The organism is Longimicrobium sp., from assembly GCF_035474595.1.
Lineage (GTDB): Bacteria > Gemmatimonadota > Gemmatimonadetes > Longimicrobiales > Longimicrobiaceae > Longimicrobium.
Window position 1 is genome coordinate 25,763 of sequence record NZ_DATIND010000146.1, and the last position, 24,822, is coordinate 50,584.

The following is a 24,822-nucleotide window of genomic DNA, read 5'->3' on the forward strand; positions in this document are numbered from 1 at the left end:
GGCGGGAACTCGGCGTGCACGGGTGTTATTTGCGCGCTTATCGGGAACCGGTCTACTTAGACGGCAGTTAGGCGCCGCCGGACCAAGCTTCGGTGCGGCGCACTCGGCGCGGCGACAGACTCTCGTGCGCGGTGCTCCCGGCCGGGGCATCCGTGCTGAGAGTCACCGCCGCGCACCAGGCGATCGACTCGCTTCGGCGAGCTCAGGTGCGGCGCGGCTGTATCGTGCGAGCCGCTTTCGAACGGAACGTCCAGGCGCGCCACGCCGGTGCGCACCAGTTCCGCGGCCCGTCGGCGCCACCACCATCGGCGCGCCTTTCCGCTTCAGTGCTTGCCGGGCCCGGCGCCGCCTAACAATCGGCTGCAGGGGATGCGGGGCCATTGATGTTTTCGCGGCTGAGGCTCTGAGCGGCCCCGCACCCCTGACCCTTGATCCGTTAGGCCGCCACCACGGCCCCTGATAATTCTCCCGCTCCCTCTTCCCACGACTCTGCGCCCCCGCGCCGCTATGAGCATGCCGAGCCTCCAAGACCTCTGGGGTTTCGCTCAGGACCTCGGAATAGATGTGTCCAAGGACAGCCTCAAGTACCTCATCGGAGCAGGCGCGGCCTGGCCCCTCAGAGCCGGCACTCGGTGGTGTGAGAAGCTAGACCGAGATCGCACCGTGACGATCTGGTTTGATTCCTGGTTGCACCAGTACGACGATAGCCCCGCGGTTGCTCTGCTGCAGACTTTGGTTCAGTAGCTGGATTTGGGCGAAGAGGGAAAGAAGATCATTCTTACCATTGCCACGGCGCTTAGCGGGGCGTTGATGAAGAAGCTTACAGGACTTGCGGTGAAGATATCAAGGAATTACTCGCTCAGTATGAGGAGGAGCAGTTCCAAACTCGTGAAGTTCGAACACGGCTTCGTGACTACTTTCAACAGTTAGCTCGAACCGCCACGGCGGGAGGCACACGTCGACTCATCTTCTTCATCGACGACCTTGATAGGCGCAGCGCAGAAACCACGCTGTCCATGATGGAAGCGCTGAAGCTCTATTTGAACCTTCCAGGATTCGTGTACTTCCTCGGCGTTGATCGCTCTGCGTTGGAACGAAGCATCTCGCATCGTTATGGAGATGGGGCTGTCGCCGAGATTCAGTACTTGGACAAGATTGTGCACTTCCGTTCACTGTTCCGCCGACCACACCGGAAGCTATGAGCCAGTATGTATCATCCTTGCTTTCCGAACCCTTGCGGCCGTGTCGCGATATCCTGATACAAGGGCTTGGGGACAATCCGCGTCGCGCAAAGCGTTTCGTCAACACGCTCGCATTGAATCACGAACTCGCGAGAGAAGCCAACATCACCAACTACGATGTTTCGAAACTAGCAGAGAAAGATCCAAGTCATCAAGGCAGTGCGGGAGATTACGTCGTTGGGACTGAAGGAGGCGAAAGACTTGGTGGGTGGCGCCCCGCAGCGCGTCGGTAGATTTCATAGGGACCTCGCGAAGGAAGTAGTTGCCAAGCTCGAAGAGCTAGGTGCAAGAGTGAGGATGGAGATTGCCGGGGTGCCGAAGCAGTGAAGAACTCCGAGAGCACATGCTTGATGCCTCCCCGTCGGGTGGAGAATTGGCTAGTAGCGGCCTAACAATCGGCTGCAGGGGATGCGGGGCGGTCCACGATTTCGCCAACGAAAGTCTTGCGCGCCCCGCACCCCTGACCCTTGAGGCGTTAGGCCGCTGGGCAACTATCGCGGCAGCCGCAGGTGATCCCTCCTGCGCTGCCGTGTGTTCATACTGGTCCGCTCAGGCGGCGAGCCGCCGTTGCGAGAGTTGACAACACATTTAAGACTCATAATAGTACCATGGTTGACTTCTGTCCCGCCGTAATTTTTTCACCATTTTCGTATGGATGGTCATCATGCAAAACAAGCTACTGCCCGTCTCATTGCTTGTGTCTACTGTCTTTCTATGCGGCTGCCAGATAGAAGGTTTTCACAAGCTAGAGCGATACGGAAATCCCGACCGCGGGTGGTACCAGGTTTCGATGGATAATGTTGCTTGGAGCATGTTTGTCAACTCTTCCAACTATGGAAGCACTATCTCCGACCTTCACCGCTTTTCGAACCCTACGATCCGTACCTTGGGCGATAGAACGTACATCGAAGACCTTAGTGGCACAGCCCAGATGGAGCATAGCTACGACAATTATACGTGCTCACCTGATCCTGTTTATTCGCGCTATATGATCTGTGATTACTACGTGGTCGGCACGGATAGGTATCAGCCGGGATGGAGTATCAAATGGACGGTCGAGTTGGATCCTGACATGCAGATGCTCTCCTCGAACCATCACAGCACGCAGATCGTGGGGGGCCGGCAGCGGTATATCTGGTATTTCGACGGCAACATCGTATCCTCCTTCAACATCCACTTTAGGGTCCGAACGCCAATCGCCTGATCGGCCACAAGTAGCTGCAGCCTAACAATTGGTTCTAGGGGACGCGGGGCCGTCCATGATTCCGTGGACGAAAGCTCTGCGCCGGCCCCGCACCCCGGCTCCTTGTGTCGTTAGGCCGCTGGTCAAATCTTGCGGCAGCCGCAGGTGATCTCCTCACGGTACACTCACCTACTGGAGGCGACCATGAGCTCAGTTCGTGAAAGAGTCGAGATCTTCTGGGCTACTGACCTCCCTAAACCTGCGCAGCGAGCGCTTGAAAGCGGTTTGTTAACGGACGCGTTGCCGCGGCTCACCTCCTGTACTGACGGGTTTGTTGAACTTGAATTACTAGGTCATGACTTTAACCCCGATATACGTCGGAACCTCGAGGAAAAACTTGGTGAGATTGCATCAGCTTCGCGGGCCTATCAAGTGCAGCAAAATGCAGAGTCGGCCGCCGCTGTCAGTGAAGCCCTGACTCGAATCGAGCTACTTCTTCATCTAACTTTCATGGGTGCTGTCCAAACATACACGGGGAAAATTACTCCCTTGCTTACAAAGCAAGCGGAGCTCGAGGAAAGTGTTACGCGCCTCCGCGAAGCAACGGAAACGGCGGTTGAGCGGGCGGCAGAGTCAGTGACTCAAACTGGTACGGGCTTTAGGGACGCCATCGAGCGACTGAGGACTCAAGCCCAGGAATTCTTGAACGAACAACAAACCGCACGAGATCATGAGATCGGGACGCTTCATCGCTTTGCAGATGAGGAGCGCCAGAGATGGCGCTCGGAGACAGAGACCTTTCAGGCTCGGAGAGCCGAGCTTGAATCGGCCTTGAAGGAGGTTGAGGAGCGGTTAGGCTTAGTTCGCCAAGGACCCGCCGCAGCTGCGTATCAATTGGCTTCCGATCACGAACGTCGCGCAGCTGACTTTCTTCGCTATGTTGCTCTCGGACTAATGCTCATTGTCGCGGGTTTCGTCGCATACTCGCTTCAAGATGCAAGACACCCACTTGCCTGGACCGAGATAGCCCTCCGGTTTGGACTCGCCTTCACACTTCTTATTCCGGCAGGCTACGCATCTCGTGAAGCTGCACGGCACCGAGATCGTTCGGAGGATTACCGACTTCGCGGCTTGGGGGTGCTCGCTGTTCAGAACTATATCCATGATATGCCAAAGGACGACGCCGTTGGCCTAAAGAAATCCCTTGCGAAGCGCCTGCTTGGTGCGATCTCGCCACTCAAACCAGATTCGATGGGCGGCGGCACTGCGGATGTCATTCGCCTAATCCGCGAGGCAGCACGTGCACTCCAAGCACGTGAGAAGGCGGCAAAATGAGGGGCAACCCTCGTGTCCCGGTTTAACCCTGCATCAAGCGACGTATGCGTGGCGCGACTGTGTTATTCGTTCGCGCTTTCCTCCACTATCGCTGAACCGTACGCGGCCTAATATAACAATCGGCTGCAGGGGATGCGGGGCCGTCCATGGTTTCGCGGTCGAAAGGCTTGCGCGGCGGCCCCGCACCCCTGACCCTTGATCCGATAGGCGGCTTTAACCCACTGATATCACTACCCATGAGTAGTCCCCCTGATTCGGACGCTCCGCTCCTCGCGTTCCAGGGACGCGTGAGCAGGTTGGTGACAGTGTCACCCATTGCCCCCGCGCTTGCTCAAGGCATATCCTGGCTGTCGCTGTCAATGATCGTCCCGGGACGCACGCTGCTCTTCATGATCCTGACAGTGTGTGTTGCCGCCCAGACGTCGGTGGTCACTGCACAGGTGAGAGCTTTGCCAAAACCGATCGAGCCTATCCGACCGACGCCGCCCACCATTCGCTCCATACCCCCACCTGTAAACAGCTTACCACCCACCACCATCAATAGGCCTCTCACTGTTCCAACAGACCAACAGACCCTTTCGCGTGCGCCCGACAGAACGGTCCGTGAATCTGGCATGCCAGTATCGGCAGGAGGCGGGAACGACTCCCTGGAGGAGCACGAGCACGGGCACCCTCACGAGAATCAGGAAGCGGGCGACAGTGGTGTCACCGACACTACATCAGTGGCGGACCCAGTTGACACTACTCTGTTTACTGCACCGCCGAACCCTCCGCCGCCTGCTGAACCTTCGCCGCCATCGAGCAATGTCGCTCCGCCGCAAGAGCGTCCCAATCCCAATCACACGGTGGAATTGCTCGTGGCGATGCTGCTCTGCCTGATGCTCCTCTTCGCCTGGCGCCGATCGGCGCGGGGGTAGAGCGTGGCCGCCCGCCTGACAATCAGCTGCAGGGGATGGCGGGGCCGTCCATGCTTTCGGGTGACGAGGATCTTGCGCGCCGGCCTCGCATCCCTGACCCTTGAGTCGTTACATGGTCCAGAATGTTCCGGCCTCCACGCTGCCCATGACTCGCGTGGCGTATCTCGCCGCCGTCGTGGTGACGATCGCCGTCGGGCTGCTCGTCCACCTGCGCGGCGCGCCGCTCGGGCCGGTCGCGCGGGACGTGCTCGGTGACGCCCTCTGGGCCGCGATGGTCGCGTGGGGGGCGGGGGCGCTGGCCCCCGGTGTGCGGCTGGCAGCGCGGAGCGCCGTGGCGTACGCGGTCTGCGCTGCCGTGGAGGCGAGTCAGCTGTACCACGCCCCGGCACTCGACGCGATCCGCGCGACGCGTGCGGGGCACCTGGCGTTGGGGAGCGGCTTCGACGCGCGGGATCTGCTGGCCTACGCGCTCGGCGTGGCGGGGGCCGCGCTCCTGGAGGCGGCGGTCGTCGCGCGGGGCAGACGTCTGCGCGCGGCCTGAGCGGCCCCGCACCCCTGACCCTTGTGTCGCCAAGCCACTTCAGGAGCACGTCATGCGACCCCTTCGGTATTCCATCAACGTCACGTTGGACGGGTGCTGCGATCATCGTGGCGCGATCCCTGACGACGAGCTGCATCGTCACGCGATCGAGAACCTCGAGCGGGCCGATGCCCTCCTCTTTGGCCGGGTGACCTACGAGATGATGGAGGAAGCATGGCGGCCGCCGGCGCAGCCGGGAGCGAGGCCCGACTGGATGGAACCCTTCGCTCGTACGATCGACGCGGCAAAGAAGTACGTGGTGTCGAGCACCCTGGACCGGGTCGATTGGAACGCGGAGCTCGTGCGCGGGGATCTGGGGGAGGCCGTTCAGCGGCTCAAGCGGGAGCCGGGCAAGGGACTGTTCGTGGGAGGCGTGAAGCTCCCGCAGGCGCTGGCGGAGCTGGGATTGATCGATGAGTACGAGTTCGTCGTGCACCCCAGGGTAGCGGGCCATGGGCCAACGTTGTTCGCGGGGCTCTCGAAGCCTCTCGACTTGAAGCTCGTGAGCCGGCTCGAGCTCGGCTCGGGCGCGGTGGCGATGCGATATGAGCCGAGAAGGTAGCCCATCCAACCTCGGGCAGACGCCCGACAATCGGCTGCAGGGAATGCGGGGACGCCCATGTTTCGCCGGGCGACAGCCTTACGCGCCGGTCCCGCACCCCTGACCCTTGTCAGATCGCTTGAAAACATCGCGGCAGCCGCAGGTGATCCCTCCCGCGGCTGCCGTGTGTTTGATCGCTGCGGGCTCGGGCGGCAAGCCGCCGCGCGTGCCCGACGAGCACTGGAACTGGCGGCCGGACGGGCGGTCACGGGCGATGGGCCCGCTCGCCACCCACCTGGTGGAGGTGCTGAACCTCGCCGCGACCGTGCTCTCGCGCGACGGCTACGACGTGGCCGCGGAACGCTGGCCCGGCGGCGCGCCCGCAACGCACGACCAGCTCATGAGCGCGTACGAGAGCGCCGCGATCGCGATCACGCAGGCCATTGCCGCCGTGCCGGAAGGCGCATGGACGCGGGTATTCACCGTGCGCAGCGGCAGCATCACGCAGCTGGGGATGCCGCGCTACACCGTGTTCCCTCGATGGCCATCAACCACCTGGTACACCACCGCGCCCAGCTCACCGGCTACATGCGCCAGCTCGGCATCCCCGTGCTCGCCCTGTACGGCCCCACGGCCGACGAGGATGGCCCGCCGATGTAGCACCTACCCCGGGAGGAACACCATGATCGTTGAAGCGCAGGTAACCATCAAGGGATCCAGGGCGGCAGTCTGGGCGGCAATGACCGACATCGAGAACGCCTCGGAAACCATCAGCGGAATCGAAAAGATCGAGATTCTCGAAAAACCGGCGAGCGGGCTCGTGGGACTGAAGTGGCGAGAGACGCGGATGCTGTTCGGCAAGCCGGCTACCGCGGAAAAGTGGATCACCGATGCTGCCGGGAACGAGTTCTACAAGACCAGGGCAGAAAGCGATGGATTCGTATTCCTGTCCACCACCAGCATTTCGGAGAGCAGCGGCGGCATTACGTTGAGCAGCTCTCATGATTCCCAGCCCCAGGGCATCGTTGCAGGGTTGCTGTCGATCCCGATGGGGCTTCTTTTCAAGGGCGTGGCGAAAAGGGCCCTCCTGCAAGACCTGAACGATATCAAGTCCGCGGTTGAACAGGAATCATCGGCTGCGGCCTGAAAACGGCATGCGGCGGTGGTTCGACCACTTGCAGGTTCCTACGCTCGGTTCGAGCTTTCGGTGACGGCGTCGCGGTTGCGTCGCCCCAGATCCGTTTCGAAGGGAGGGCCGATGAACTGGCGCGAGCACATCCATTCCGATCCTGCCGTACTGACCGGGAAGCCAGTCGTGCGTGGTACTCGACTGGCGGTGGATTTCCTCTTGGAGCTTTTCGCCTCAGGGTGGACGTCTGCGCAGGTGCTGGAGGGCTATCCCCAGCTCACCCCCGAAGCGCTCCGGGCGGTTTTCGCGTTCGCAGCCGAGGCGATGCACGAGGAATCCTTCTATGCCGTCCAGCTTGGGGCCAGGTAGTGCGCCTGCTCGCGGACGAGAACGTGCCGGTGCCGAGCATCCGCCTGCTTCGCACGGCCGGGTACATGGTCGAGGCGATGATCGAGCTTGCGCCCGGCACTCCCGACCCCGAGGTGCTCTCGCATGCACGTCAGCACGGACAGATTCTCATTACCTTTGACCGTGACTTTGGCGAGTTGGTCTATCACCGCGGAAGTCCCGTCCCGGCGGGCATCATCTATCTCCGTCTGAGCCCAGCCGATCCTGAGGAAGCAGGCCGCGTACTCTTCAACCTTTTCGCCATTGAGGAACTTCAGCTGGAGGGCCGCTTCACCGTTGTAGACACCGATCGTATCCGCCAGCGGCCCCTGCTCTCCTTGGAGTAGTGCCCTCCACACAGCAATCGGCTGATCGTGAACCTGAGGCTTCCCGCACCCCTTCCGCGAATGATCGATCACGACACCGCAGAACAATTTCACGCCGAGGCGCTCTCCGCTTCGCTCACCGTGCGCGACCTCCACGCCAGTGTCGCGTGGTATCGGGACGCGCTGGGCTTCGAGGTGGAGCGGGAGATCACTCGCGAGGGCACGCTCCGCGCGGTGGCGCTCCGTGCGGGTAGCGCGCGGCTCCTCCTGAACCAGGACGACGGGGCCAGGGGGCTCGACCGGGCCAAGGGGGCGGGAATCTCGCTGATGTTCACCACCCGGCAGGATGTGGACGCCATCGCCACACGCATCAAGGCGTGCGGGGGCAGCCTCGTTTCCGAGCCGGCGGACATGCCGTGGGGCGCGCGGGCGTTCCGGTTCCGTGACCCCGATGGCTTCGCGTTCGCGATCTCGTCGCCCGTGTCCAACGAGGCGCCTCTCGGCGGCACGGCCACGGGATGAACAAGCGCCAGCGGAAGAAGCATCGCCTCGGCGAGTTCCAGGAGCTCGGGTTCGAGCTGCGGTTCTGCACGCCCGCGGACTGGTCCGAGGCGCAGCAGCTCGACTTCTGGGACGCCGCGATCACGCGGATCGAGGCGCTCGGCCTCTCGGTGGGCGGCGGGACGGGGACGTGCTGGGACGTCTACGTCATGGCATTCCAGGAGCGCCGGACGGTCACGCCGGCGCTTCGGCAGGCTCTCGTCGACTGGCTGGCGGCGCAGCCGGCGGTGTCCGGGCTGCGGGCCGGCCCGCTCGAGGACGCGTGGCACGAGGGAGCTCCCGTGCGCGCCCCGGCGGCATGACGGATCGTCGCAGCTGAACTCTGGCGTCAGGCGATACTCGAGCCCATACCGCTCGTGACGATACGCGACACGCGGCTCCAGGCGGCGATCGTGCGGGATGGCCGGCTGCTGCTGTTGCAATGCACGCTGCCGGGCGAGCCGCCGTTCTGGACGCTGCCCGGCGGCGGGCATGAGGCGGGCGAGAGCGACGCCGAGGCCGTCGCGCGCGAGGTGCGCGAGGAGCTCGGGGTGGCGGTCGAAGTAGGCGCCGTGCTCGACGACGTGCCGGCCAACCCGCCGGACGGCACGTACACGCGCTGGCGGACGTTCGCGTGCCGCCTCGTGGGCGGCGAGCCGGCGCCCTGCGGGCCCGATGGCGGGGCGGAGCTCACGGCGGTGCGCTGGCTCCCGCTCGCGGACCCCGGCGAATGGGATGCCACGCTCCGCAGCGACCCGTTCCTGTGTCCGCAGCTCGAACGGATTCGCGCGGCGCTCGGGCTACCGTGACACGCGCGTGTTCCTCGGCTGGGATGACGAGTCGTTGTGGCCCCTGATACCGGATCTGGTAATCACCTGTGCATCACAAACGCACAGAGAGACGTCATCCTGAGTCGAACACCGCGCTTCGCGCGACCACGATGGATGAAAGGGAGGCGTCCTCCGGAGCCGAAACCGGCCGCCGAGCCGAACAGCCTCGCGCAGTTTGCGAGGCTTCCCGTAGTTGTTGCTGCGACTTCAGTCGCCGGTGACCGGCTGCGCGCGGAACTTTCTATTCAGGCCGGCCACACCGTCGTTACCCTCGAACGAGCGGTTGCAGGCCGAAGGATCTATAGGCGAGGTCGCACGTGTGCTACCAGATTGCACGATCGATCCCCGATTCGGTGTGACTTAGCGGCGAGGCGCAGTCGACGAAGCCCCCTTGGCATCGGCCCGGGGGGCTTCGCGCTATCTAATACCAAATCCGGGGGAAGAATCGGTGCATCCAGCCAAATCACGTGCTGTGGCGCCGATAGATCCTTCGGCCTGCAACCTCCTGTCTAGACGCTGGTTACGGTGTGGTCGGCCTCAGGATGACGTCGGCTTGATGCGGCGAGGATACACGAACTGAATTCCCGGATTCCGTATTACTATGTTCCGCGGATTTGCGTCGCGCGGGTGCGGTGAGCGCCGGGACCACGCGATCCGCGACGCTTGACAACTAATAAGCAAACGCTTATTGGTTATCCATGCAAAGCGCGGCCGTGGGCGAAGACAGGATCTTCCAGGCGCTGGCGGACCCCAGCCGCCGGGCCATCTTCGAGTCGCTCACGCGCGGCGAAGCGGCGGTGAAGGACCTCACGGCGCGCTTCGACATCTCGCAGCCGGCGGTCTCGCAGCACCTGGCCACGTTGAAGGACGCCGGCCTGGTGAACGGCCGCCGCGAAGGGCGGTGCGTCTACTACCGGGTGGAGCCGCGCGGGATGAAGCCGCTCATCGACTGGATCGCGCACTACCGCGCCTTCTGGACGGAGCACGTCGATCGCCTGGAACAGCTGCTGGAGAAGATGGACGGATGAGCCGCGCAGACACGACCGACCCATCGCAAAGCGAAGCCATCTCCTTCGAGTTCGATCTGCAGCACGCGCCGGAGAAGGTGTGGCGCGCGCTCACCGAGCCCGAGCTGCTCGCGGAGTGGCTTCTCCCCGTCATCGATCTCCATCTGGAGCCGGGGGCGGCGTTCACGTTCCGGACGCAGCCGTACCCCGGGTGGGACGGCACGGTGAGCTGCCGGGTCCTGGAGATCGAACCGCAGAGAAAGCTCAGCTATACGTGGACCGTTCCCTTCCTCGACACCGTGGTGACCTTCACGCTCACGCCCACGGCGTCGGGCACGCGCCTGTCGCTCGTGCAGTCGGGCTTCAAGCCGGACCAGAAGCGGGAGTTCGGCGGCGCGCGCTACGGCTGGAACATGATGGGCGGGAAGCTCGCCGACCTGCTCGCGAGGATCCCGTGAGCAGCCGGACCCGGCAGGGCGGCGCACCGGCCGGGGCGGAGATGCGGGCGAACATGGCTTCCCCCAGCCGGCACCCCGCGGACGGCCACGACCGGATCCGTGTCCGCGGCGCCCGGGAGAACAACCTGAAGGACGTCAGCCTCGAGATCCCCAAGCGGCGGCTGACGGTGTTCACCGGCGTTTCGGGATCGGGCAAGTCGTCGCTGGTGTTCGGCACCATCGCGGCCGAGTCGCAGCGGCTGATCAACGAGACCTACAGCGCGTTCGTGCAGGGGTTCATGCCCACGCTCGCCCGCCCCGACGTCGACGTGCTGGACGGGCTGACGACCGCGATCATCGTGGACCAGGAGCGGATGGGCGCCAACGCCCGCTCCACGGTGGGCACGGCGACCGACGCCAACGCCCTGCTGCGCATCCTCTTCAGCCGGCTCGGCACGCCGCGCATCGGGCCCCCGACCGCCTACTCGTTCAACATCCCGACCCGGAAGGCGAGCGGGTCGATGACCGTGGACCGGGGCGAGGGCGAGCGCATCGTGGTGCGCGACGTGGTCTACCACGGCGGCATGTGCGCGCGCTGCGAGGGGATGGGATCGGTCACCGACATCGACCTGTCGCAGCTCTTCGACGAAACGAAGTCGCTGGCCGAGGGCGCGATCACCGTCCCCGGCTACAACGCCGACGGCTGGTCGGTGCGGATGTTCACCGAGTCGGGGTTCCTGGACCCGGCGAAGCCGATCCGCGGGTACTCCCGGCGCGAGCTGCACGACTTCCTGCACAAGGAGCCGGTGAAGGTCAGGATCAACGGCATCAATCTCACCTACGAGGGGCTGATCCCCCGGATCCAGAAGTCGTTCCTGTCCAAGGACGTCGACGCGATGCAGCCGCACATCCGGGCGTTCGTGGAGCGCGCGGTCACCTTCACCCCCTGTCCCGGGTGCGGCGGCACCCGGCTCAACGAGGCCGCCCGGTCCTCCAGGATCGACGGGAAGAACATCGCCGACCTCTGCGAGATGCAGATCGACGACCTGGCCGGGTGGGCGCGCGGCCTGGACGAGCCGTCGGCCGCGCCGCTGCTGGCCACGCTGCGGGAAACGCTCGACTCGTTCGTGGAGATGGGGCTGGGCTACCTGAGCCTCGACCGGCCGTCCGGCACTCTGTCGGGCGGCGAGGCGCAGCGCACCCGGATGGTCCGCCACCTCGGCTCGTCGCTCACCGACGTGACCTACGTGTTCGACGAGCCGACGATCGGGCTGCACCCGCACGACATCCGGCGGATGAACGACCTGCTGCTGCGGCTGCGCGACAAGGGGAACACCGTCCTCGTGGTGGAGCACAAGCCGGAGGTGATCGCGATCGCCGACCACGTGGTGGACCTGGGCCCCGGCGCCGGCACCGCCGGCGGCCGGGTGGTGTTCGAGGGCACCGTCGAAGGGCTGCGGGCCAGCGGCACGCTCACCGGGCGTCACCTGAACGACCGGGCCAGGCTGAAGCCGTCGGTGCGCACGCCGTCGGGCGTGATGGAGGTGCGGGGCGCGCGCACGCACAACCTCAAGGACGTCGACGTCGACATCCCGCTCGGGGTGCTGGTGGTGGTGACCGGCGTGGCCGGGTCGGGAAAGAGCTCGCTGATCCGCGGCTCGGTGAGCGGCCGGGACGGCGTGGTGTCGGTGGACCAGGCCGCCATCCGCGGCTCGCGGCGGAGCAACCCGGCGACGTACACCGGCCTGCTGGAGCCGGTCCGGAAGGCGTTCGCGAAGGCCAACGGCGTGAAGCCCGCCCTGTTCAGCGCCAACTCGGAGGGCGCCTGTCCGGCCTGCAACGGCGCCGGGGTGATCTACACCGACCTGGGCGTGATGGCCGGCGTCACCACGGTCTGCGAGGAGTGCGAGGGGCGGCGGTTCCAGGCGTCGGTGCTGGAATACCGGCTGGGCGGGCTCGATATCGCCCAGGTGCTGGACCTGCCGGTGGACGACGCGGCCGGCTTCTTCGGCGCGGGCGAGGCGCGCACGCCGGCCGCGCACGCGATCCTGCGGCGCATGGCCGACGTGGGGCTGGGCTACCTGCGGCTGGGCCAGCCGCTCACCACGCTGTCGGGCGGCGAGCGGCAGCGGCTGAAGCTCGCCACGCACATGGCGGCCGACGGCGGCGTCTACGTGCTCGACGAGCCGACCAGCGGGCTGCACCTGGCCGACCTCGAGCAGCTGCTCGGGCTGCTGGACCGGCTGGTCGACTCGGGCAAGTCGGTCATCGTGATCGAGCACCACCTGGCGGTGATGGCGCACGCCGACTGGATCATCGACCTGGGGCCGGGCGCGGGCCACGACGGCGGACGGATCGTGTTCGAAGGCACCCCGGCCGGCCTGGTGGCGGCGAGGTCCACGCTGACCGGGGAGCACCTGGCGGCATTCGTCGGCAGCGGTTCGAAGGCGATCGGGGCCGGTGTGCCCGATCCGCTCGAGGCTCGTGTTCAGAGGAGGCCGCATTGAGCTGGAACCGATGGATTCGGCAGGCCCACCGCTGGCTGTCCATCGTCTTCACGGTGACGGTGATCGCCAACTTCGCCGCCATGTCGCGGGGGACGCCGCCCGCGTGGGTGACCTACTCGCCGCTGCTCCCGCTCGCCCTGCTCCTGTTCAGCGGCCTGTACCTCTTCGTGCTGCCGTATGCCACCCGGCGACGCAGCGGACAGCGCAGCAGCTGAACGTGCGGGCGGCCGTCGACGAGAAGCAGCTGGCCGGCCGGATCGAGGAGGCGGCCTCCATCCCGGCTGGAACGGCGGATCCTCATCACAGGGTGAGAACATGAAGAAACCGGACGCGAGCCCGGCCCGGCCGGCATCGGAGCTCATCTCGCAGAGAATCGCCGAGCTGGGCGACTGGCGCGGGGAAACCCTCGGCAGGATGCGCAGGCTCATCCAGGAAGCGGACCCGGACGTGGTCGAGGAGTGGAAGTGGATGGGCACGCCGGTCTGGTCGCACGACGGCATCATCTGCACGGGCGAATCCTACAAGAGCGTCGTGAAGCTCACCTTCCTCAAGGGCGCGTCGCTGGAAGATCCGGCCGGTCTCTTCAACTCGAGTCTGGACGGAAACGCACGCCGCGCGATCGACATCCGCGAAGGAGAAGAAGTCGACGAGCCCGCCTTCAAGGCGCTCGTTCGCCAGGCGGTCGCCCTCAACAGCGCCGGCAAGCCGAAACCGGCGAAGAACGCGAAGTCCTAGCGTCGCCGATCCGGCGCCTGGCCCACGGCCCCGCTCCCTCGCACGAGGGGGTGGGGCCGCTCCGTTTTGCGGCTCACCGTCGTCCATCGGGATGCCGGCCGATGCGAATCAGCCCGCGGAATGCTCCTCGAATCGCGCGCCCGCATCGCAACATCCTTTGCGAACCATCGTCCCCCGTTCATACTTCGCTGCATCCGCTCCCCGCGCGGTGATCCGCCATGGGAGCGCGAACCTGCCGGCTCCCGTCGTTCCCCCCTGGCCCCGGACCAGCCCATGCCTCCCGTCACCGCCACACCGCCGTCCTCCACCGCGCCCACCCCGCAGCGCCCGCGACGGGCCGCGGGCGGCGCCGAGCGCGTGTTCCTCGACATGCTCGACCGGCACCTGGAGGACGCGTCCGTCCGCTTCGTCGTGCGCGGCGAGGAGGTGGCGGTGGGGAAGGGCGAGCGCGGCGGCGCCCCCGTGGTGCGCATCCACGACGACCGCTTCTTCGCGCGGGTGCTGAGCGGCGGCAACCTGGGCCTGGGCGAGGCCTACATGGACCGCGACTGGGAGATGGAGGAGGGCGACATCGAGGACCTGCTCACCCCGCTGCTTCGCAACCGCATCGACCGCAAGGTGAAGGGCGATGCCGCCACGGCCGCGAAGGTGCTGCGCGTGCAGGTGGCCAACCTCTTCCGCCGCACGCACTGGGGGAACGCCCAGTTCCACTACGACCTGGGCGACGAGGTGTTCGAGTCGTTCCTGGACCCCGTCACCATGATGTACTCGTGCGGCTACGCCCACACGCCGGACGACACCATCGAGCAGCTGCAGCTGAACAAGCTCGACCGCATCTGCCAGAAGATCGGCGTGCGGCCCGGCGACCACGTGCTGGACATCGGCTGCGGCTTCGGGGGGATGCTGATGCACGCCGCGAAGCACTTCGGCGCCACCGGCGTGGGGATCACCACCAGCCGCCGCCACTGCGAGCGCGGCAACCAGCGCATCGCGGATGCGGGGCTCTCCGACCGCGTCCGTCTCGAGCTGCGCGACCACCGCACCATCTCCGGGAGCTTCGACCGGGTGGTGAGCATCGGGATGTTCGAGCACCTGCCGCGCAAGGAGTACAACCGCTTCTTCGAGCGCATCGCCGCGGTGCTCCCGGCGCACGGCACCGGGCTGGTGCACGCGGTGGGCGCCAACACCGCGAAGAATGTCCACGATCCCTTCATCCAGAAGTACGCCCTTCCCGGCACCGGGCAGCCCAAGCTCTCGGAGCTGGCCCACTGCTGCGAGCAGAACGAGCTGGCCATCCTGGACGTGGAGAACTTCATCCGCCACTACGGCTACACCTCGCGGCACTGGCTGAACCGCTTCCGCGCCAACAAGCACACGCTCGACCAGCAGAAGTACGACACGCGCTTCCAGCGGATGTGGGAGTACTACCTGAGCTGCGCGATCGCCGCGGCGTGGGCCTCGGACGCGGCGCTGTACCAGGTGCTGTTCGCGCGCGATTACGCGGCGGCGATGCCGTTGCATCGGGTTTAAGGTAGAAAAGTCCTAAGTGCTAAGTCCCAAGTCCTAAGTGCTGAGTGCTGAGTGCTGAGTGCTGAGTGCTGAGTGCTGAGTGCTGAGTGCTGAGTGCTGAGTGCCGACGGTGGGATATCGATCCAACAACTTGGGACTTAGGACTTAGGACTTAGGACTTAGGACTTAGGACTTAGGACTTAGGACTACTTACCTCGTGGAGCGTCCGTGCACCCGCTGACCGTTCTGAACCGCGAGCTCGCCGCGCGCGGGTTCCACCGCAAACCGACCGCGCGCCTCCTCGCCGAGCTGGCGCTTCTGCTGGCGATGGCGGGGGGCGGCGCCGCGGCGTACTTCCTGGCGGACGGCATCGCCGCGAAGGCCGCGGCGCTGCTGGTGATGGCGATGGGGAACCTTGGGATCACCACGCACACCCACAGCTCGTCGCACAACGGCACCAGCGGGCGGCTGTGGGTGAACAAGGCGCTGACGCTGTTCGGCTACGGGATCTGGTTCGGCACCTCGGCCCACTACTGGTGGAACAAGCACGTGGCGGTGCACCACGCCACCCCCAACGTGGTGGGGCTGGACGACGACGTGGACCTTCTCCCCTGGTTCGCGCTGACGGAGGAGCAGTTCCAGTCCGGCGGGCCGCTGCGCCGCGGCTACTACCGGGTGCAGTGGCTGGTGGTGCCGCTCGCGGTGGGACTGACGGCGCTGAACATGATCCGCGCGTCGTGGGTTTACCTGGCCGCCGCGCTCCGCGACCGCCGGCGGCGCACCCCGCTGCTGTGGATGGACCTCGGCGTGGTGATCGCGCACTACGCGGTGTGGATCGGGATCCCGCTGCTCTGGTTCCCGGCGGGGCAGGTGGCCGTGTTCTACCTGCTGCGGAGCGCGCTGCTGGGCTGGTCCGTGTTCGCCACCGCCGCCCCCGCGCACTTCCCCGTCGAGGCGCGCTTCCTCCCCACCGAGGGGCACGCGAGCCGGGGGGAGTACCGAAAGCACTCGGACTACCTGCTGCTGCAGACGGTCACCACGGTGAACTACCGCACCGGGCCGATCGGCCGCCTCCTCTGCTGCGGCGCCGAATTCCAGATCGAGCACCACCTCTTCCCCGGCATCAGCCACACCTGGTACCCGCAGATCAGCCCGCTTCTGCAACGCTTCTGCGAGGAGAACGGGTATCCCTACCGCACCCTGGGGTGGGCGGAGGGGATCGGGAAGAGCCTGATGGTCTTCAAACGCCCCAAACGGGTGGAGCCGGCGCTCGAGGCGCTGCGCCAGCGCGTGCAGTCCCACCTGGACGAGGGGATGGAGCCGGCGCTGGCGGAGGCGTAGCATCGATCTCGCCTGCGACGCATCGAGATCCGCCGGAATCACGCCGAGAAGCGGAGGAGCAGAGATGAACTCTCTGTTTCTCCGCTTCTCCGCGTGAAATGCGCCGGGCAGGGATCCGCCGTCAGGCGCAGATGTCGCCGGTCTGCTGGCAGCCGTCGCACCGCGTGGGATCGCTGATGCACCCGATGTCCCTGGACTGCACCGGGCACCCCGTCGCGGCGCAATAGGTGACGCAGCTGTACTGCTGCGTGCAGAAGAACTGCGTAGGCGTGGCGTTTCCCTTCACCGTCCCCGCCGCTGCGGCGGCCGGTCCAGTCGGGAACGACTGCACGGACAGGGTGCCGACGTCCAGCTTCAGCTTGCGCATTCGTACCTCCTCCGGGGTTGAGATCGGCGCTGGACAGCTCCGGATTCCAGCCGCTGGAGAATGATGGGGCTATCAGTCAGGCAGATGCAATCGTTACGGCTAAATAGGCGCTCCAGCCGAATCTCACGCGGAGACGCGGAGAACTCCGCCCATGCGCTGAGTTCTCTGCGTCTCCGCGTGAAATGCGGTTGAGGATGATGCGGCATGCGCGGAAACTCGTACTCGCGCGATCTGTCGATAATCTGAACACTGCTCGAAATCTCGACACATCTACCTCCATCCTCCCGCGGGCGGACCAGAATCGAGCCATCTCCATCGCCTCTGTCCGGATTCTGTCCACTCCGCCCAACGCCGCGCATCTCCCCGGATCTCCCTCCAACCCGTTGACCTGAAACCGTTTAGGTGGAGATTGGCCGTTCGGCGCGGCTTTCGCTGGGGCGCGCCGCATTCGCCCACGCGGGGGGATGCGTGCGCGCGGCGGGACCAGGGCTGGACGAGGATGATGCTGGAGAGAACGACAAGCGTGGCGGCCGCCATACGGTGGCCGCCGGACGGCGTGTTTCCCCGGGCGGAGGCCGAACATTCGCACGAACACACCGGGGCGCCCGCCCCGCGCGCGGCCCCCGTGGCGGCGGACGCGCTGATGCGGCGAGTGGACTGGGCCGCCACCCCCGTGGGCCCCGCCGCCGGATGGCCGGCGGGGCTGCGCGCCGCGGTGGACATGGTGATGGGCTCCCGCTTTCCCATGGTGGTGATGTGGGGGCCGGAGCTCATCCTGCTCTACAACGACGCCTACATCCCCATCCTGGGGATGCGCCACCCCGCCGCCATGGGCCGCCCCGCGCGCGAGTGCTGGCCCGAGATCTGGCACGTCACCGGCCCCATGCTGCAGCGGGTGATGGAGACCGGCGAGGCCACCTGGAGCGAGGACGCGCGCTTCCTGCTGGACCGCCGCGGCACCCCCGAGGAGGCCTTCTTCACCTTCAGCTACTCCCCGGTGCGCGGCGACGGCGGCGAGGTCGCCGGGATCTTCGTCTCCATCATCGAGACCACCGAGCACGTGCTGGCGCGGCGCCGCAGCCAGGCCGTGGCCCGCACCCTGGCCGCCGCCAGCGCCGCCGACGACGCCGAGGTGGCCCTGCAGCTGGCCGCCGCCGCCGCCGTGGGCGAGGACCTTCCCTGGGCCGCCGTCTTCCGCCCCGACGGCCCCGACCGCCTCCCGCTCCGCGCCTCGGCCGGGCTGCCGGACGGCGTGCTGGACGCCGATGCGTGGCTGGACCCGCGCGACCCGGCGGTCGCCCGCGCGCTGGCCACCGACCGCGCGATGGAGCTGGACCCGTCCCACGTCCACGGCCTCCACGACGGCGGCGAGGCGGGGCGCATCGTGGCCGTGCGCGTGCCCGGGCTGGGGGGCGGAATCCTGCTGGCGGGGGTGAATCCCCATCTCCCCCTCGAGACCGAGTCGGCCGCTTTCCTGGGGCGCGTGGCCCGCGCGATCGGCGCCGCCATCGACCGCGTGGGGCGGCTGGCGCGCGCCGAGGGCGAGCGGATCGCGGTGCTGGAGCGGATGACCGACGGCTTCTTCGCGCTGGACGGGGAGTGGCGCTTTGCCTACCTGAACCCCGTCGCCCAGCGCCTGGCCCGCCGCCCCTCGCAGGAGCTGATCGGCCGCACGCTGTGGGAGGCCATGCCGGAGCTGCGGGGGACGGACTTCGAGGCCGCCTTCCGCCACGCCATGCGCCGCCAGGTGCCACGCAGGGTGACGGGCCGCGCCCCGCGCGGCGGCGAGTGGCTGGAGGTGCACGCCTACCCGTCGCGCGAGGGGCTCAGCGTGTTCTTCCGCGACGCGTCGGAGCGGGTGCGGATGGAGGCCCAGCGCGCGGAGCTGCTGGAGCGCGAGCGCCGCGCCCGCGCCGACGCCGAGGCCGCCGAGCGGCGCGTGCGCGAGCTGGTGGAGGGGCTCGACGCCATCATCTGGGAGGCCACGGGCGACCCCATCCGCTTCACCTTCGTCAGCGAGCACGCCCGCGCGCTGCTGGGCTACCCGGTGGAGCGCTGGCTGGACGAGCCGGGGTTCTGGGAGGCGCTGATCCACCCCGAGGACCGCGGCTGGGTGGTGGACCTCTGCGCCCGGGCCACGCGCGAGGAGCGCGACCACGCCTTCGAGTACCGCGTCCGCGCCGCCGACGGCCGCACGCTCTGGCTGCGCGACGTGGTCCGCGTGGCCCGCGGCGCCGACGGCCGGGTGCACCTGCGCGGCGTGATGGTCGACGCCACCGCCCGCCGCCGCCGCGAGGACGAGGTGCTGCGGCTGGCCGCCGTGGTGGGGACGATGGACGACGCGGTGGTCTGCAAGGCGTTCGACGGCACCATCCTGAGCTGGAACGCCGCCGCCGTGCGCCTTTTCGGGTGGAGCGAGGCGGAGACGGTGGGCCGCCCCGTCTTCGAGTTCCTTTCCCCCGAGACGCACGCCGAGGAGCGCGAGATCCTGGCGCGCGTGGCCGCGGGCGAGCGCGTGGCCGGGCGGGAGATGGAGCGCACGCGCAGCGACGGGCGCCGCGTGCTGGTGTGCATCACCGTGAGCCCGGTGCGCGACGCGGCGGGGCGGGTGCAGTGCGCCGCCGTGGTCGCGCGCGACCTGACCGACGAGCGCCGGCTGCAGGCGCAGCTGCGGCAGGCGCAGAAGATGGAGGCGGTGGGGCGCCTCGCCGGCGGCATCGCGCACGACTTCAACAACCTGCTCACCGCCATCAAGGGAAACGCGGGGCTCCTCCTGGGCGACCTCCCCGCCGCCAGCCCCTGGCGCGAGGAGGTGGAGGAGATCGACCGCGCCTCGCAGCGCGCCTCCGACCTCACCCGCCAGCTCCTGGCCTTCAGCCGCCGCCAGGTGCTGCAGCCGCGCGTGGTCGACCTGAACGCCGTGATCGCCGACACCCGGCGGATGCTGCGGCGGCTGATCGAGGAAGACGTGGAGATCGACGTCGCGCTCGACCCCGGCGCAGGGCGGGTGGAGGCCGATCCCGGGCAGGTGGAGCAGGTGGTGCTGAACCTGGCCGTGAACGCGCGCGACGCCATGCCCGGCGGCGGCCGCCTGGCCATCTCCACCTCCGCCGCCAGCGTCCCCCAGGAGCCGCGCACGGGGTGGCCGTACTACGTGGCCCCCGGCGACTACGTGCGGCTGGACGTGCGCGACAGCGGGATGGGGATGGAGCCCGACATCCTGGCGCACCTGTTCGAGCCCTTCTTCACCACCAAGCCGGCGGGGAAGGGAACGGGGCTGGGGCTCAGCACCGTGTACGGGATCGTGAAGCAGAGCGGCGGCTACGTCTGGGCCGAGAGCCAGGTGGGAGCGGGGAGCCGCTTCGTGGTCCTCCTCCCGCGCGTCCCCGACGCGGGCGCCGCCCCCGCCCCCGCGCCCGAGGCGGCGCCGGGGCGGGGATGCGGCGCCACGGTGCTGCTGGTGGAAGACGAGGATTCGGTGCGCTCGCTCGCCCGGCGCGTGCTGGCCCGCGCCGGCTACCAGGTCCTCGAGGCGCCGGACGGCGAGCGGGCGCTGGAGGTGGCTGGCGCCCACGCCGGCGCCATCGACCTGCTGCTGACCGACGTGGTGATGCCCGGTGGCGGCGGCCGCAAGCTGGCCGACGCGATGGGCCGCGTCCGCCCCGCCACGCGCGTCCTCTACATGAGCGGCTACCCGGGCGACGCCATCGCCGAGCACGGCCTCGCGCCGGAAGTGGACCTCCTCCCCAAGCCCTTCTCCCCCGACACCCTCCTCCGCCGGGTCGCATCCGCGCTGGGAGGTCCGTGAAGAAGTGCGGAAGTGCGGAAGTGCGGAAGTGCGGAAGTGCGGAAGTGCGGAAGTGCGTGAGTGCGTGGGGGATGAGATACAGCGCATGGAAGCGCAATCCGGCACACCGCGATCAGCCGCCCGGGCGGAGGATGCAGGCCCCGCAGATCCCCAACCCTCACCCGGTACGGGAGAGGGCGAGCGCTCCAAGGCGCGGGGAGAGGGCCCCTCGGCGAGCACCGCACTCTGGTGAGCACAAATAGCGCGCGGCTCACCGGCCCGGCTCCGCTCCGGCTCGACTTCGCGCGGCAGAGGCGAGGTGCGAGACGAAAGCACACTCCCGCACTTCCGCACTCACGCACTTCCGCACTGTGGTTATCCGTGCAACGCCAGCAGCGCGCTCGCCACGTCCGGGTCGAAGTGCAGCCCCGCCTCGCGCTCGATCATCGCCAGCGTGTCGGCCACGGGGAAGGCGGGGCGATAGGGGCGATCGTGCGTGAGCGCGTCGAAGAAGTCGGCCACGGCGACGATCCTCGCCTCGCGGGGGATGGCCTCGCCGCTCAGGCCCCGCGGGTAGCCGCGCCCGTCCCAGCGCTCGTGGTGGGCGACGGCGATGCGCTCGGCCATCGTCATCAGCTCGCTGCGCCCGCCGGCCAGGATCCGCGCGCCGATGGTGGTGTGCGTGTTCATCCGCGCGCGCTCGTCGGCGGACAGCACCCCCGGCTTGCGCAGGATCTCGTCGGGGATGCCGATCTTCCCCACGTCGTGCAGGGCGGCGGCGCGGCGCAGCATCTCCGCGAACGCGTCGTCCAGCCCCATCGCGCGGGCGATGCGCGCGGCCAGGTCGCCCACGCGGCGCACGTGCTCGCCGGTCTCGTCGTCGCGCAGCTCGGCGGCCTGCGCCAGCCGCTCCAGCACCTCGACCTGCGCCAGCTCCAGGTCGCGCGTGCGCTCGGCCACCTTCCGCTCCAGCAGCCGGTTCTGCTCGCGCACCTGGCGGTGCAGGAAGCGCATCTCCAGCAGGTTGCGGATGCGGAGCACCGCCTCGGCCGGGTCGTACGGCTTGGCCAGGAAGTCCTTGGCCCCGTCGGCCAGCGCGCGGCGCCGCGCCTCGGGGTCCAGGTCGCCGCTCACCATCAGCACCGGGAGCCAGCCCTCGGCCGCCAGCGACGGGCGGAGCTGGCGGATGACCTCCATCCCCCCCATCCCCGGCATGTGCAGGTCCAGCACCACCAGGTCGGGGCGCACCTGGTGGAAGAGCGGGAGCACCTGCGCGGGGTCGGTGGTGGCCGTGAAGCCGGTGAACCCCTCGCGCTCCAGCACGCGCCGCATCAGGCGCAGGTTCGCGTCCTCGTCGTCGGCGGCCAGGATGCGCGCGCCGCGAAGCACCTGTTCGTCCATCATCCCGCCCCGTCCCTTCCCGTCCCGCGGGCGTGCTTGCGCTGGAACCGCGAAGGCGCTAAGTAGCCGGAATATTCAGGCATCCGGACGCAGAAAGCGTCCGCTGCCCCACGTATGCGCAACCTTGAGGCCCGATGCCCCGTTCGGTTCTGCTGGTCGACGACGATCCCGCCGTGGTGCGGGTGCTGGCGCGCTTCTTCGAGCGCCAGGAGTGGGAAGTGTATCAGGCCCTGTCGGGAGAGGATGGGGTGCGCACCTTCGAGGCCCAGCGTCCGGACCTCGTGGTCCTCGACGTGAACCTCCCCGGGCTCAGCGGGCTGCAGACGCTCGAGATCCTGGTCGCCCGCGGCGCCACGGTCATGATGCTCACCGGCCAGGCCGAGGTGAACACCGCCGTCGAGGCCATGCAGCTGGGTGCCGAGAGCTTCCTCACCAAGCCCGTCGACTTCGCCCACCTGCAGACCGCCGCCGAGCGCGCCGTCGAGAAAGTGGAGCTGCGCCGCGCCAACGAGACGCTGGCCGAGCGGATGGAGGAGCGCAGCCGGCAGGGCGTGCTGGGCGGCAGCGCGCGGATGCAGGAGCTGGCGCGCCAGGTGGACCTCGTGGCCGCCAGCGCGCACACGTCCGTCCTCCTCCTGGGCGACAGTGGCACGGGGAAGAGCTTCGTCGCGCAGATGCTGCACGCGCGCAGCCCCCGCGCCCGAGGGCCCTTCGTGGAGATCAACTGCGCCGGGCTCAGCGCGACGTTCCTGGACTCCGAGCTCTTCGGGCACGAGAAGGGCGCCTTCACCGACGCCAGGGAGATGAAGCGGGGGATGTTCGAGGTGGCCGACCACGGGACGCTGTTCCTGGACGAGATCGGCGACCTGGCGCCCGAGCTGCAGCCCAAGCTGCTGAAGGTGCTGGAGACGCGCACCTTCCGCCGGCTGGGCGGCACGCGCGAGATCGAGGTGGACGTGCGCCTGATCGCCGCCACCAACCATGACCTGCAGGCGTCGGTGAAGGCGGGGAAGTTCCGCGAGGACCTGTTCTACCGCCTTTCCGTCTTCCCGCTCACCATCCCCCCGCTCCGCGAGCGCTCGCGCGAGGACGTGCTGGAGCTGGTGCATGCCTCGCTGCGCGACCTGCACCGCCGCCACCCCGGCAGCCCCGACGGGCTCTCCGCCAAGGCGCTCGATCTCCTCGTCGGCTACGGCTGGCCGGGGAACGTGCGCGAGCTGCGCAACGCGCTGGAGCGCGCGCTGGTGCTGGCGCGCGGCGCCGACCGCATCGGCCCCGAGCACCTGCCGGAGCAGCTGCGCGCGCCCGGCGCGCCGCGGGCCCAGCGGCAGGACTGGGAGGTGCTCACGCTGGACGAGGTGGAGCGCCGTCACATCGAGCGCACGCTTCACCTGACCGCCGGGAACCGCACGCTGGCGGCCGAGAAGCTGGGGATCAGCCGGGCCACGCTGCACGCCAAGATCAAGGAGTACGACCTGCAGGAAGTGGGGCGTCAGGGTTGAGGCGCAGGAAGGCCTCCACCGCCTCGGGGTGGAAGCGCGTTCCGGCGCCGGCCCGGAGCGTCCGCTCCCAGTAGTCGCGCGGCATGGGGCCGCGGTAGCTGCGCGGGCTGACCATGGCGTCGTACGCGTCCACCACGCGCAGGATGCCGGCGAGCAGGTGCTCGGGGCCCGCCGGGTCGAAGTGCGCGCCCAGCTCCGCGTAGTCCGTCCCCTGGTGCTCGATCAGCGGCGCCACCCGGCGTAGCGCGGGCACCCCGGCCACGATCCCCGCGCCGGTCCGCGCGTGCCCGCGGATCTGCTCCAGCTCCTCGGGCGCCAGCGGCCCCGTCTTGTGCAGCAGCTCCAGCGGCACCCCCGCCTTGCCGATCTCGTGCAGCATCGCCGCCGTCTCCAGCAGCTCGATCCGCTCCTCGGAGAGGTGCAGCGCGTCGGCCACGCGGCGGCAGAGCGCGGCCACGCGGGTGGCGTGTCCGTGCATGTAGGGGTCGCGCGCGGCCACGGTGGCGGCCAGCGCGTTCACCGTCTCGCGCTGCATCTCGCGCATGGCGCGCTGCATCCGCTGCATCTCGCGCCACATCTCGCCGCGCATGGCGCGCAGGTCCTCGTCCACGCGGCGGATGGCGTCGTCGATGCGCAGCGTCACGTCGCCCTTGCGGAAGGGGCGGGCGAGCGGCGTGGCCAGCAGCGGGAGCGCCGCGCCGTCGCCGCCCTTGGGCGCGGCGGGAAAGCCGGAGAAGGGGGCGCCGTCCTCCACCACCACCATGTGCCGTCCCGCGCGGTTCATCTCCCGGAAGCGCCAGACGTAGTCGATGCCGTCCAGCGACCGCTCGCACCCCAGGTCGCTGATCACGATGTCGGGGACCAGCCCCTCGTCCAGCGTCTGCAGCGCCTCGCGCCCGTCGGGCACGATCAGCGGCAGGTGCTGCCCCCCGCGGATGATGGATTCCAGCTCCGCGATCACCTCGGCGCGGTCGCTCACGATCATGATTCGTCCGTTCAGCATGGTCGGGTGTCTCGGTAGATGGTGGCGCGGTTCGCGGCACGCACGGCGGAGCCGTCCGCCGGAACGCGCGCGCCCAACGCCAGACCCGCGCCGGACCCGCGAGGCTCGTAAGATGTTGATAGGAATATGTTTACGTGGATGATGCGGAGATGCCGCGTTGTCGGGAAGGCGGGCAGGTGAAGCGGAGGGGAGATGCTAAGCTGCTGCGGGAGATGAA

The 24,822-nt window shown here is 67.9% G+C and carries 26 protein-coding genes; 22 read left to right on the top strand and 4 right to left on the bottom strand.

Translation table 11 applies throughout. The features are described from left to right. The first annotated feature begins 842 nt into the window (after window positions 1-842). The 6 genes from VLK66_RS28670 to VLK66_RS24850 all read left to right on the top strand — a co-directional run bounded on the left by VLK66_RS28670 (window position 843) and on the right by VLK66_RS24850 (window position 5,818). Window positions 843-1,202 (top strand): P-loop NTPase fold protein, encoded by a 360-nt coding sequence (locus tag VLK66_RS28670; RefSeq protein WP_349260543.1) that lies wholly within the window; start codon window positions 843-845, stop codon window positions 1,200-1,202. Between the two features lie 180 nt (window positions 1,203-1,382). Beyond that, window positions 1,383-1,568 (top strand): ribosomal protein L7/L12, encoded by a 186-nt coding sequence (locus VLK66_RS24830; RefSeq protein WP_325312226.1) that lies wholly within the window; start codon window positions 1,383-1,385, stop codon window positions 1,566-1,568. A gap of 337 nt (window positions 1,569-1,905) precedes the next feature. Continuing rightward, window positions 1,906-2,445: a hypothetical protein gene (locus VLK66_RS24835; RefSeq protein ID WP_325312196.1), complete on the top strand. Its 540-nt coding sequence runs from the start codon at window positions 1,906-1,908 to the stop codon at window positions 2,443-2,445. Between the two features lie 183 nt (window positions 2,446-2,628). Then, entirely contained in the window at window positions 2,629-3,759 is a 1,131-nt protein-coding gene (locus tag VLK66_RS24840; RefSeq protein ID WP_325312197.1) for a hypothetical protein, read from the top strand. A gap of 1,071 nt (window positions 3,760-4,830) precedes the next feature. Beyond that, the gene (locus tag VLK66_RS24845) at window positions 4,831-5,217 is read left to right on the top strand and encodes a DUF2809 domain-containing protein (protein WP_325312198.1); all 387 of its coding nucleotides are present in this window, start codon (window positions 4,831-4,833) and stop codon (window positions 5,215-5,217) included. A gap of 52 nt (window positions 5,218-5,269) precedes the next feature. Beyond that, window positions 5,270-5,818: a dihydrofolate reductase family protein gene (locus tag VLK66_RS24850; protein ID WP_325312199.1), complete on the top strand. Its 549-nt coding sequence runs from the start codon at window positions 5,270-5,272 to the stop codon at window positions 5,816-5,818. Between the two features lie 321 nt (window positions 5,819-6,139). On the opposite strand, the gene VLK66_RS28675 is transcribed toward VLK66_RS24850, so the two are convergent. Continuing rightward, window positions 6,140-6,298 (bottom strand): hypothetical protein, encoded by a 159-nt coding sequence (locus VLK66_RS28675; protein WP_349260540.1) that lies wholly within the window; start codon window positions 6,296-6,298, stop codon window positions 6,140-6,142. Between the two features lie 39 nt (window positions 6,299-6,337). Between VLK66_RS28675 and VLK66_RS28680 the strand changes: the two genes are divergently transcribed. The 14 genes from VLK66_RS28680 (at window position 6,338) to VLK66_RS24915 (ending at window position 16,545) form a co-directional block, all read left to right on the top strand. Further along, entirely contained in the window at window positions 6,338-6,457 is a 120-nt protein-coding gene (locus tag VLK66_RS28680) for a DinB family protein (RefSeq protein WP_349260541.1), read from the top strand. A 22-nt stretch (window positions 6,458-6,479) separates the two neighbouring features. Then, window positions 6,480-6,944 carry a hypothetical protein gene (locus tag VLK66_RS28685; protein WP_349260542.1) on the top strand — a complete coding sequence of 155 codons (465 nt, stop codon included), beginning with the start codon at window positions 6,480-6,482 and terminating at the stop codon, window positions 6,942-6,944. Between the two features lie 111 nt (window positions 6,945-7,055). After that, complete coding sequence (locus VLK66_RS24860; RefSeq protein ID WP_325312201.1) at window positions 7,056-7,295, top strand: DUF433 domain-containing protein; 240 nt, start codon at window positions 7,056-7,058, stop codon at window positions 7,293-7,295. After that, a complete protein-coding gene (locus VLK66_RS24865; protein WP_325312202.1) occupies window positions 7,295-7,660 on the top strand; it encodes a DUF5615 family PIN-like protein in 366 nt (121 codons plus the stop codon). The genes VLK66_RS24860 and VLK66_RS24865 overlap by 1 nt, the downstream gene beginning before the upstream one ends. Window positions 7,661-7,720: 60 nt before the next feature. Further along, window positions 7,721-8,161 carry a VOC family protein gene (locus VLK66_RS24870; RefSeq protein WP_325312203.1) on the top strand — a complete coding sequence of 147 codons (441 nt, stop codon included), beginning with the start codon at window positions 7,721-7,723 and terminating at the stop codon, window positions 8,159-8,161. Then, entirely contained in the window at window positions 8,158-8,502 is a 345-nt protein-coding gene (locus VLK66_RS24875) for a YggL family protein (RefSeq protein WP_325312204.1), read from the top strand. Before VLK66_RS24870 ends, VLK66_RS24875 begins: the two co-directional genes overlap by 4 nt. 54 nt (window positions 8,503-8,556) lie before the next feature. Beyond that, window positions 8,557-8,988, top strand: a complete 432-nt coding sequence (locus VLK66_RS24880; RefSeq protein ID WP_325312205.1) for an NUDIX domain-containing protein — start codon at window positions 8,557-8,559, stop codon at window positions 8,986-8,988. A gap of 719 nt (window positions 8,989-9,707) precedes the next feature. Beyond that, window positions 9,708-10,037: a metalloregulator ArsR/SmtB family transcription factor gene (locus tag VLK66_RS24885; protein WP_325312206.1), complete on the top strand. Its 330-nt coding sequence runs from the start codon at window positions 9,708-9,710 to the stop codon at window positions 10,035-10,037. Further along, window positions 10,034-10,474 (top strand): SRPBCC domain-containing protein, encoded by a 441-nt coding sequence (locus VLK66_RS24890; RefSeq protein WP_325312207.1) that lies wholly within the window; start codon window positions 10,034-10,036, stop codon window positions 10,472-10,474. Before VLK66_RS24885 ends, VLK66_RS24890 begins: the two co-directional genes overlap by 4 nt. A gap of 41 nt (window positions 10,475-10,515) precedes the next feature. Then, window positions 10,516-12,960: an excinuclease ABC subunit UvrA gene (locus VLK66_RS24895; RefSeq protein ID WP_349260544.1), complete on the top strand. Its 2,445-nt coding sequence runs from the start codon at window positions 10,516-10,518 to the stop codon at window positions 12,958-12,960. Further along, entirely contained in the window at window positions 12,957-13,175 is a 219-nt protein-coding gene (locus VLK66_RS24900; protein ID WP_325312209.1) for a hypothetical protein, read from the top strand. The genes VLK66_RS24895 and VLK66_RS24900 overlap by 4 nt, the downstream gene beginning before the upstream one ends. A gap of 100 nt (window positions 13,176-13,275) precedes the next feature. After that, entirely contained in the window at window positions 13,276-13,695 is a 420-nt protein-coding gene (locus VLK66_RS24905; RefSeq protein WP_325312210.1) for a DUF1801 domain-containing protein, read from the top strand. A gap of 273 nt (window positions 13,696-13,968) precedes the next feature. Next, complete coding sequence (locus VLK66_RS24910; protein ID WP_325312211.1) at window positions 13,969-15,225, top strand: class I SAM-dependent methyltransferase; 1,257 nt, start codon at window positions 13,969-13,971, stop codon at window positions 15,223-15,225. 207 nt (window positions 15,226-15,432) lie between these two features. Further along, a complete protein-coding gene (locus VLK66_RS24915; protein WP_325312212.1) occupies window positions 15,433-16,545 on the top strand; it encodes an acyl-CoA desaturase in 1,113 nt (370 codons plus the stop codon). Window positions 16,546-16,666: 121 nt separating this feature from the next. Here VLK66_RS24915 and VLK66_RS24920 read toward each other — a convergent pair whose 3' ends face one another. Then, window positions 16,667-16,912, bottom strand: coding sequence for a hypothetical protein (locus VLK66_RS24920; RefSeq protein ID WP_325312213.1), 246 nt, complete (start codon window positions 16,910-16,912; stop codon window positions 16,667-16,669). A 643-nt stretch (window positions 16,913-17,555) separates the two neighbouring features. Between VLK66_RS24920 and VLK66_RS24925 the strand changes: the two genes are divergently transcribed. Beyond that, entirely contained in the window at window positions 17,556-20,720 is a 3,165-nt protein-coding gene (locus VLK66_RS24925) for a PAS domain S-box protein (RefSeq protein ID WP_325312214.1), read from the top strand. A gap of 354 nt (window positions 20,721-21,074) precedes the next feature. Here the strand turns inward: VLK66_RS24925 and VLK66_RS24930 are convergent, their stop codons facing one another. Then, on the bottom strand, window positions 21,075-22,103 hold the full coding sequence (locus tag VLK66_RS24930) for an HD domain-containing phosphohydrolase (protein WP_325312215.1): 1,029 nt from the start codon (window positions 22,101-22,103) through the stop codon (window positions 21,075-21,077). Between the two features lie 131 nt (window positions 22,104-22,234). Here VLK66_RS24930 and VLK66_RS24935 point away from each other — a divergent pair, with 131 nt between their 5' ends. Beyond that, entirely contained in the window at window positions 22,235-23,602 is a 1,368-nt protein-coding gene (locus VLK66_RS24935) for a sigma-54 dependent transcriptional regulator (RefSeq protein WP_325312216.1), read from the top strand. On the opposite strand, the gene VLK66_RS24940 is transcribed toward VLK66_RS24935, so the two are convergent. Further along, window positions 23,562-24,605, bottom strand: coding sequence for an HD-GYP domain-containing protein (locus tag VLK66_RS24940; RefSeq protein ID WP_325312217.1), 1,044 nt, complete (start codon window positions 24,603-24,605; stop codon window positions 23,562-23,564). The two genes, VLK66_RS24935 and VLK66_RS24940, sit on opposite strands and share 41 nt — an antisense overlap. Window positions 24,606-24,822: the final 217 nt, after the last annotated feature.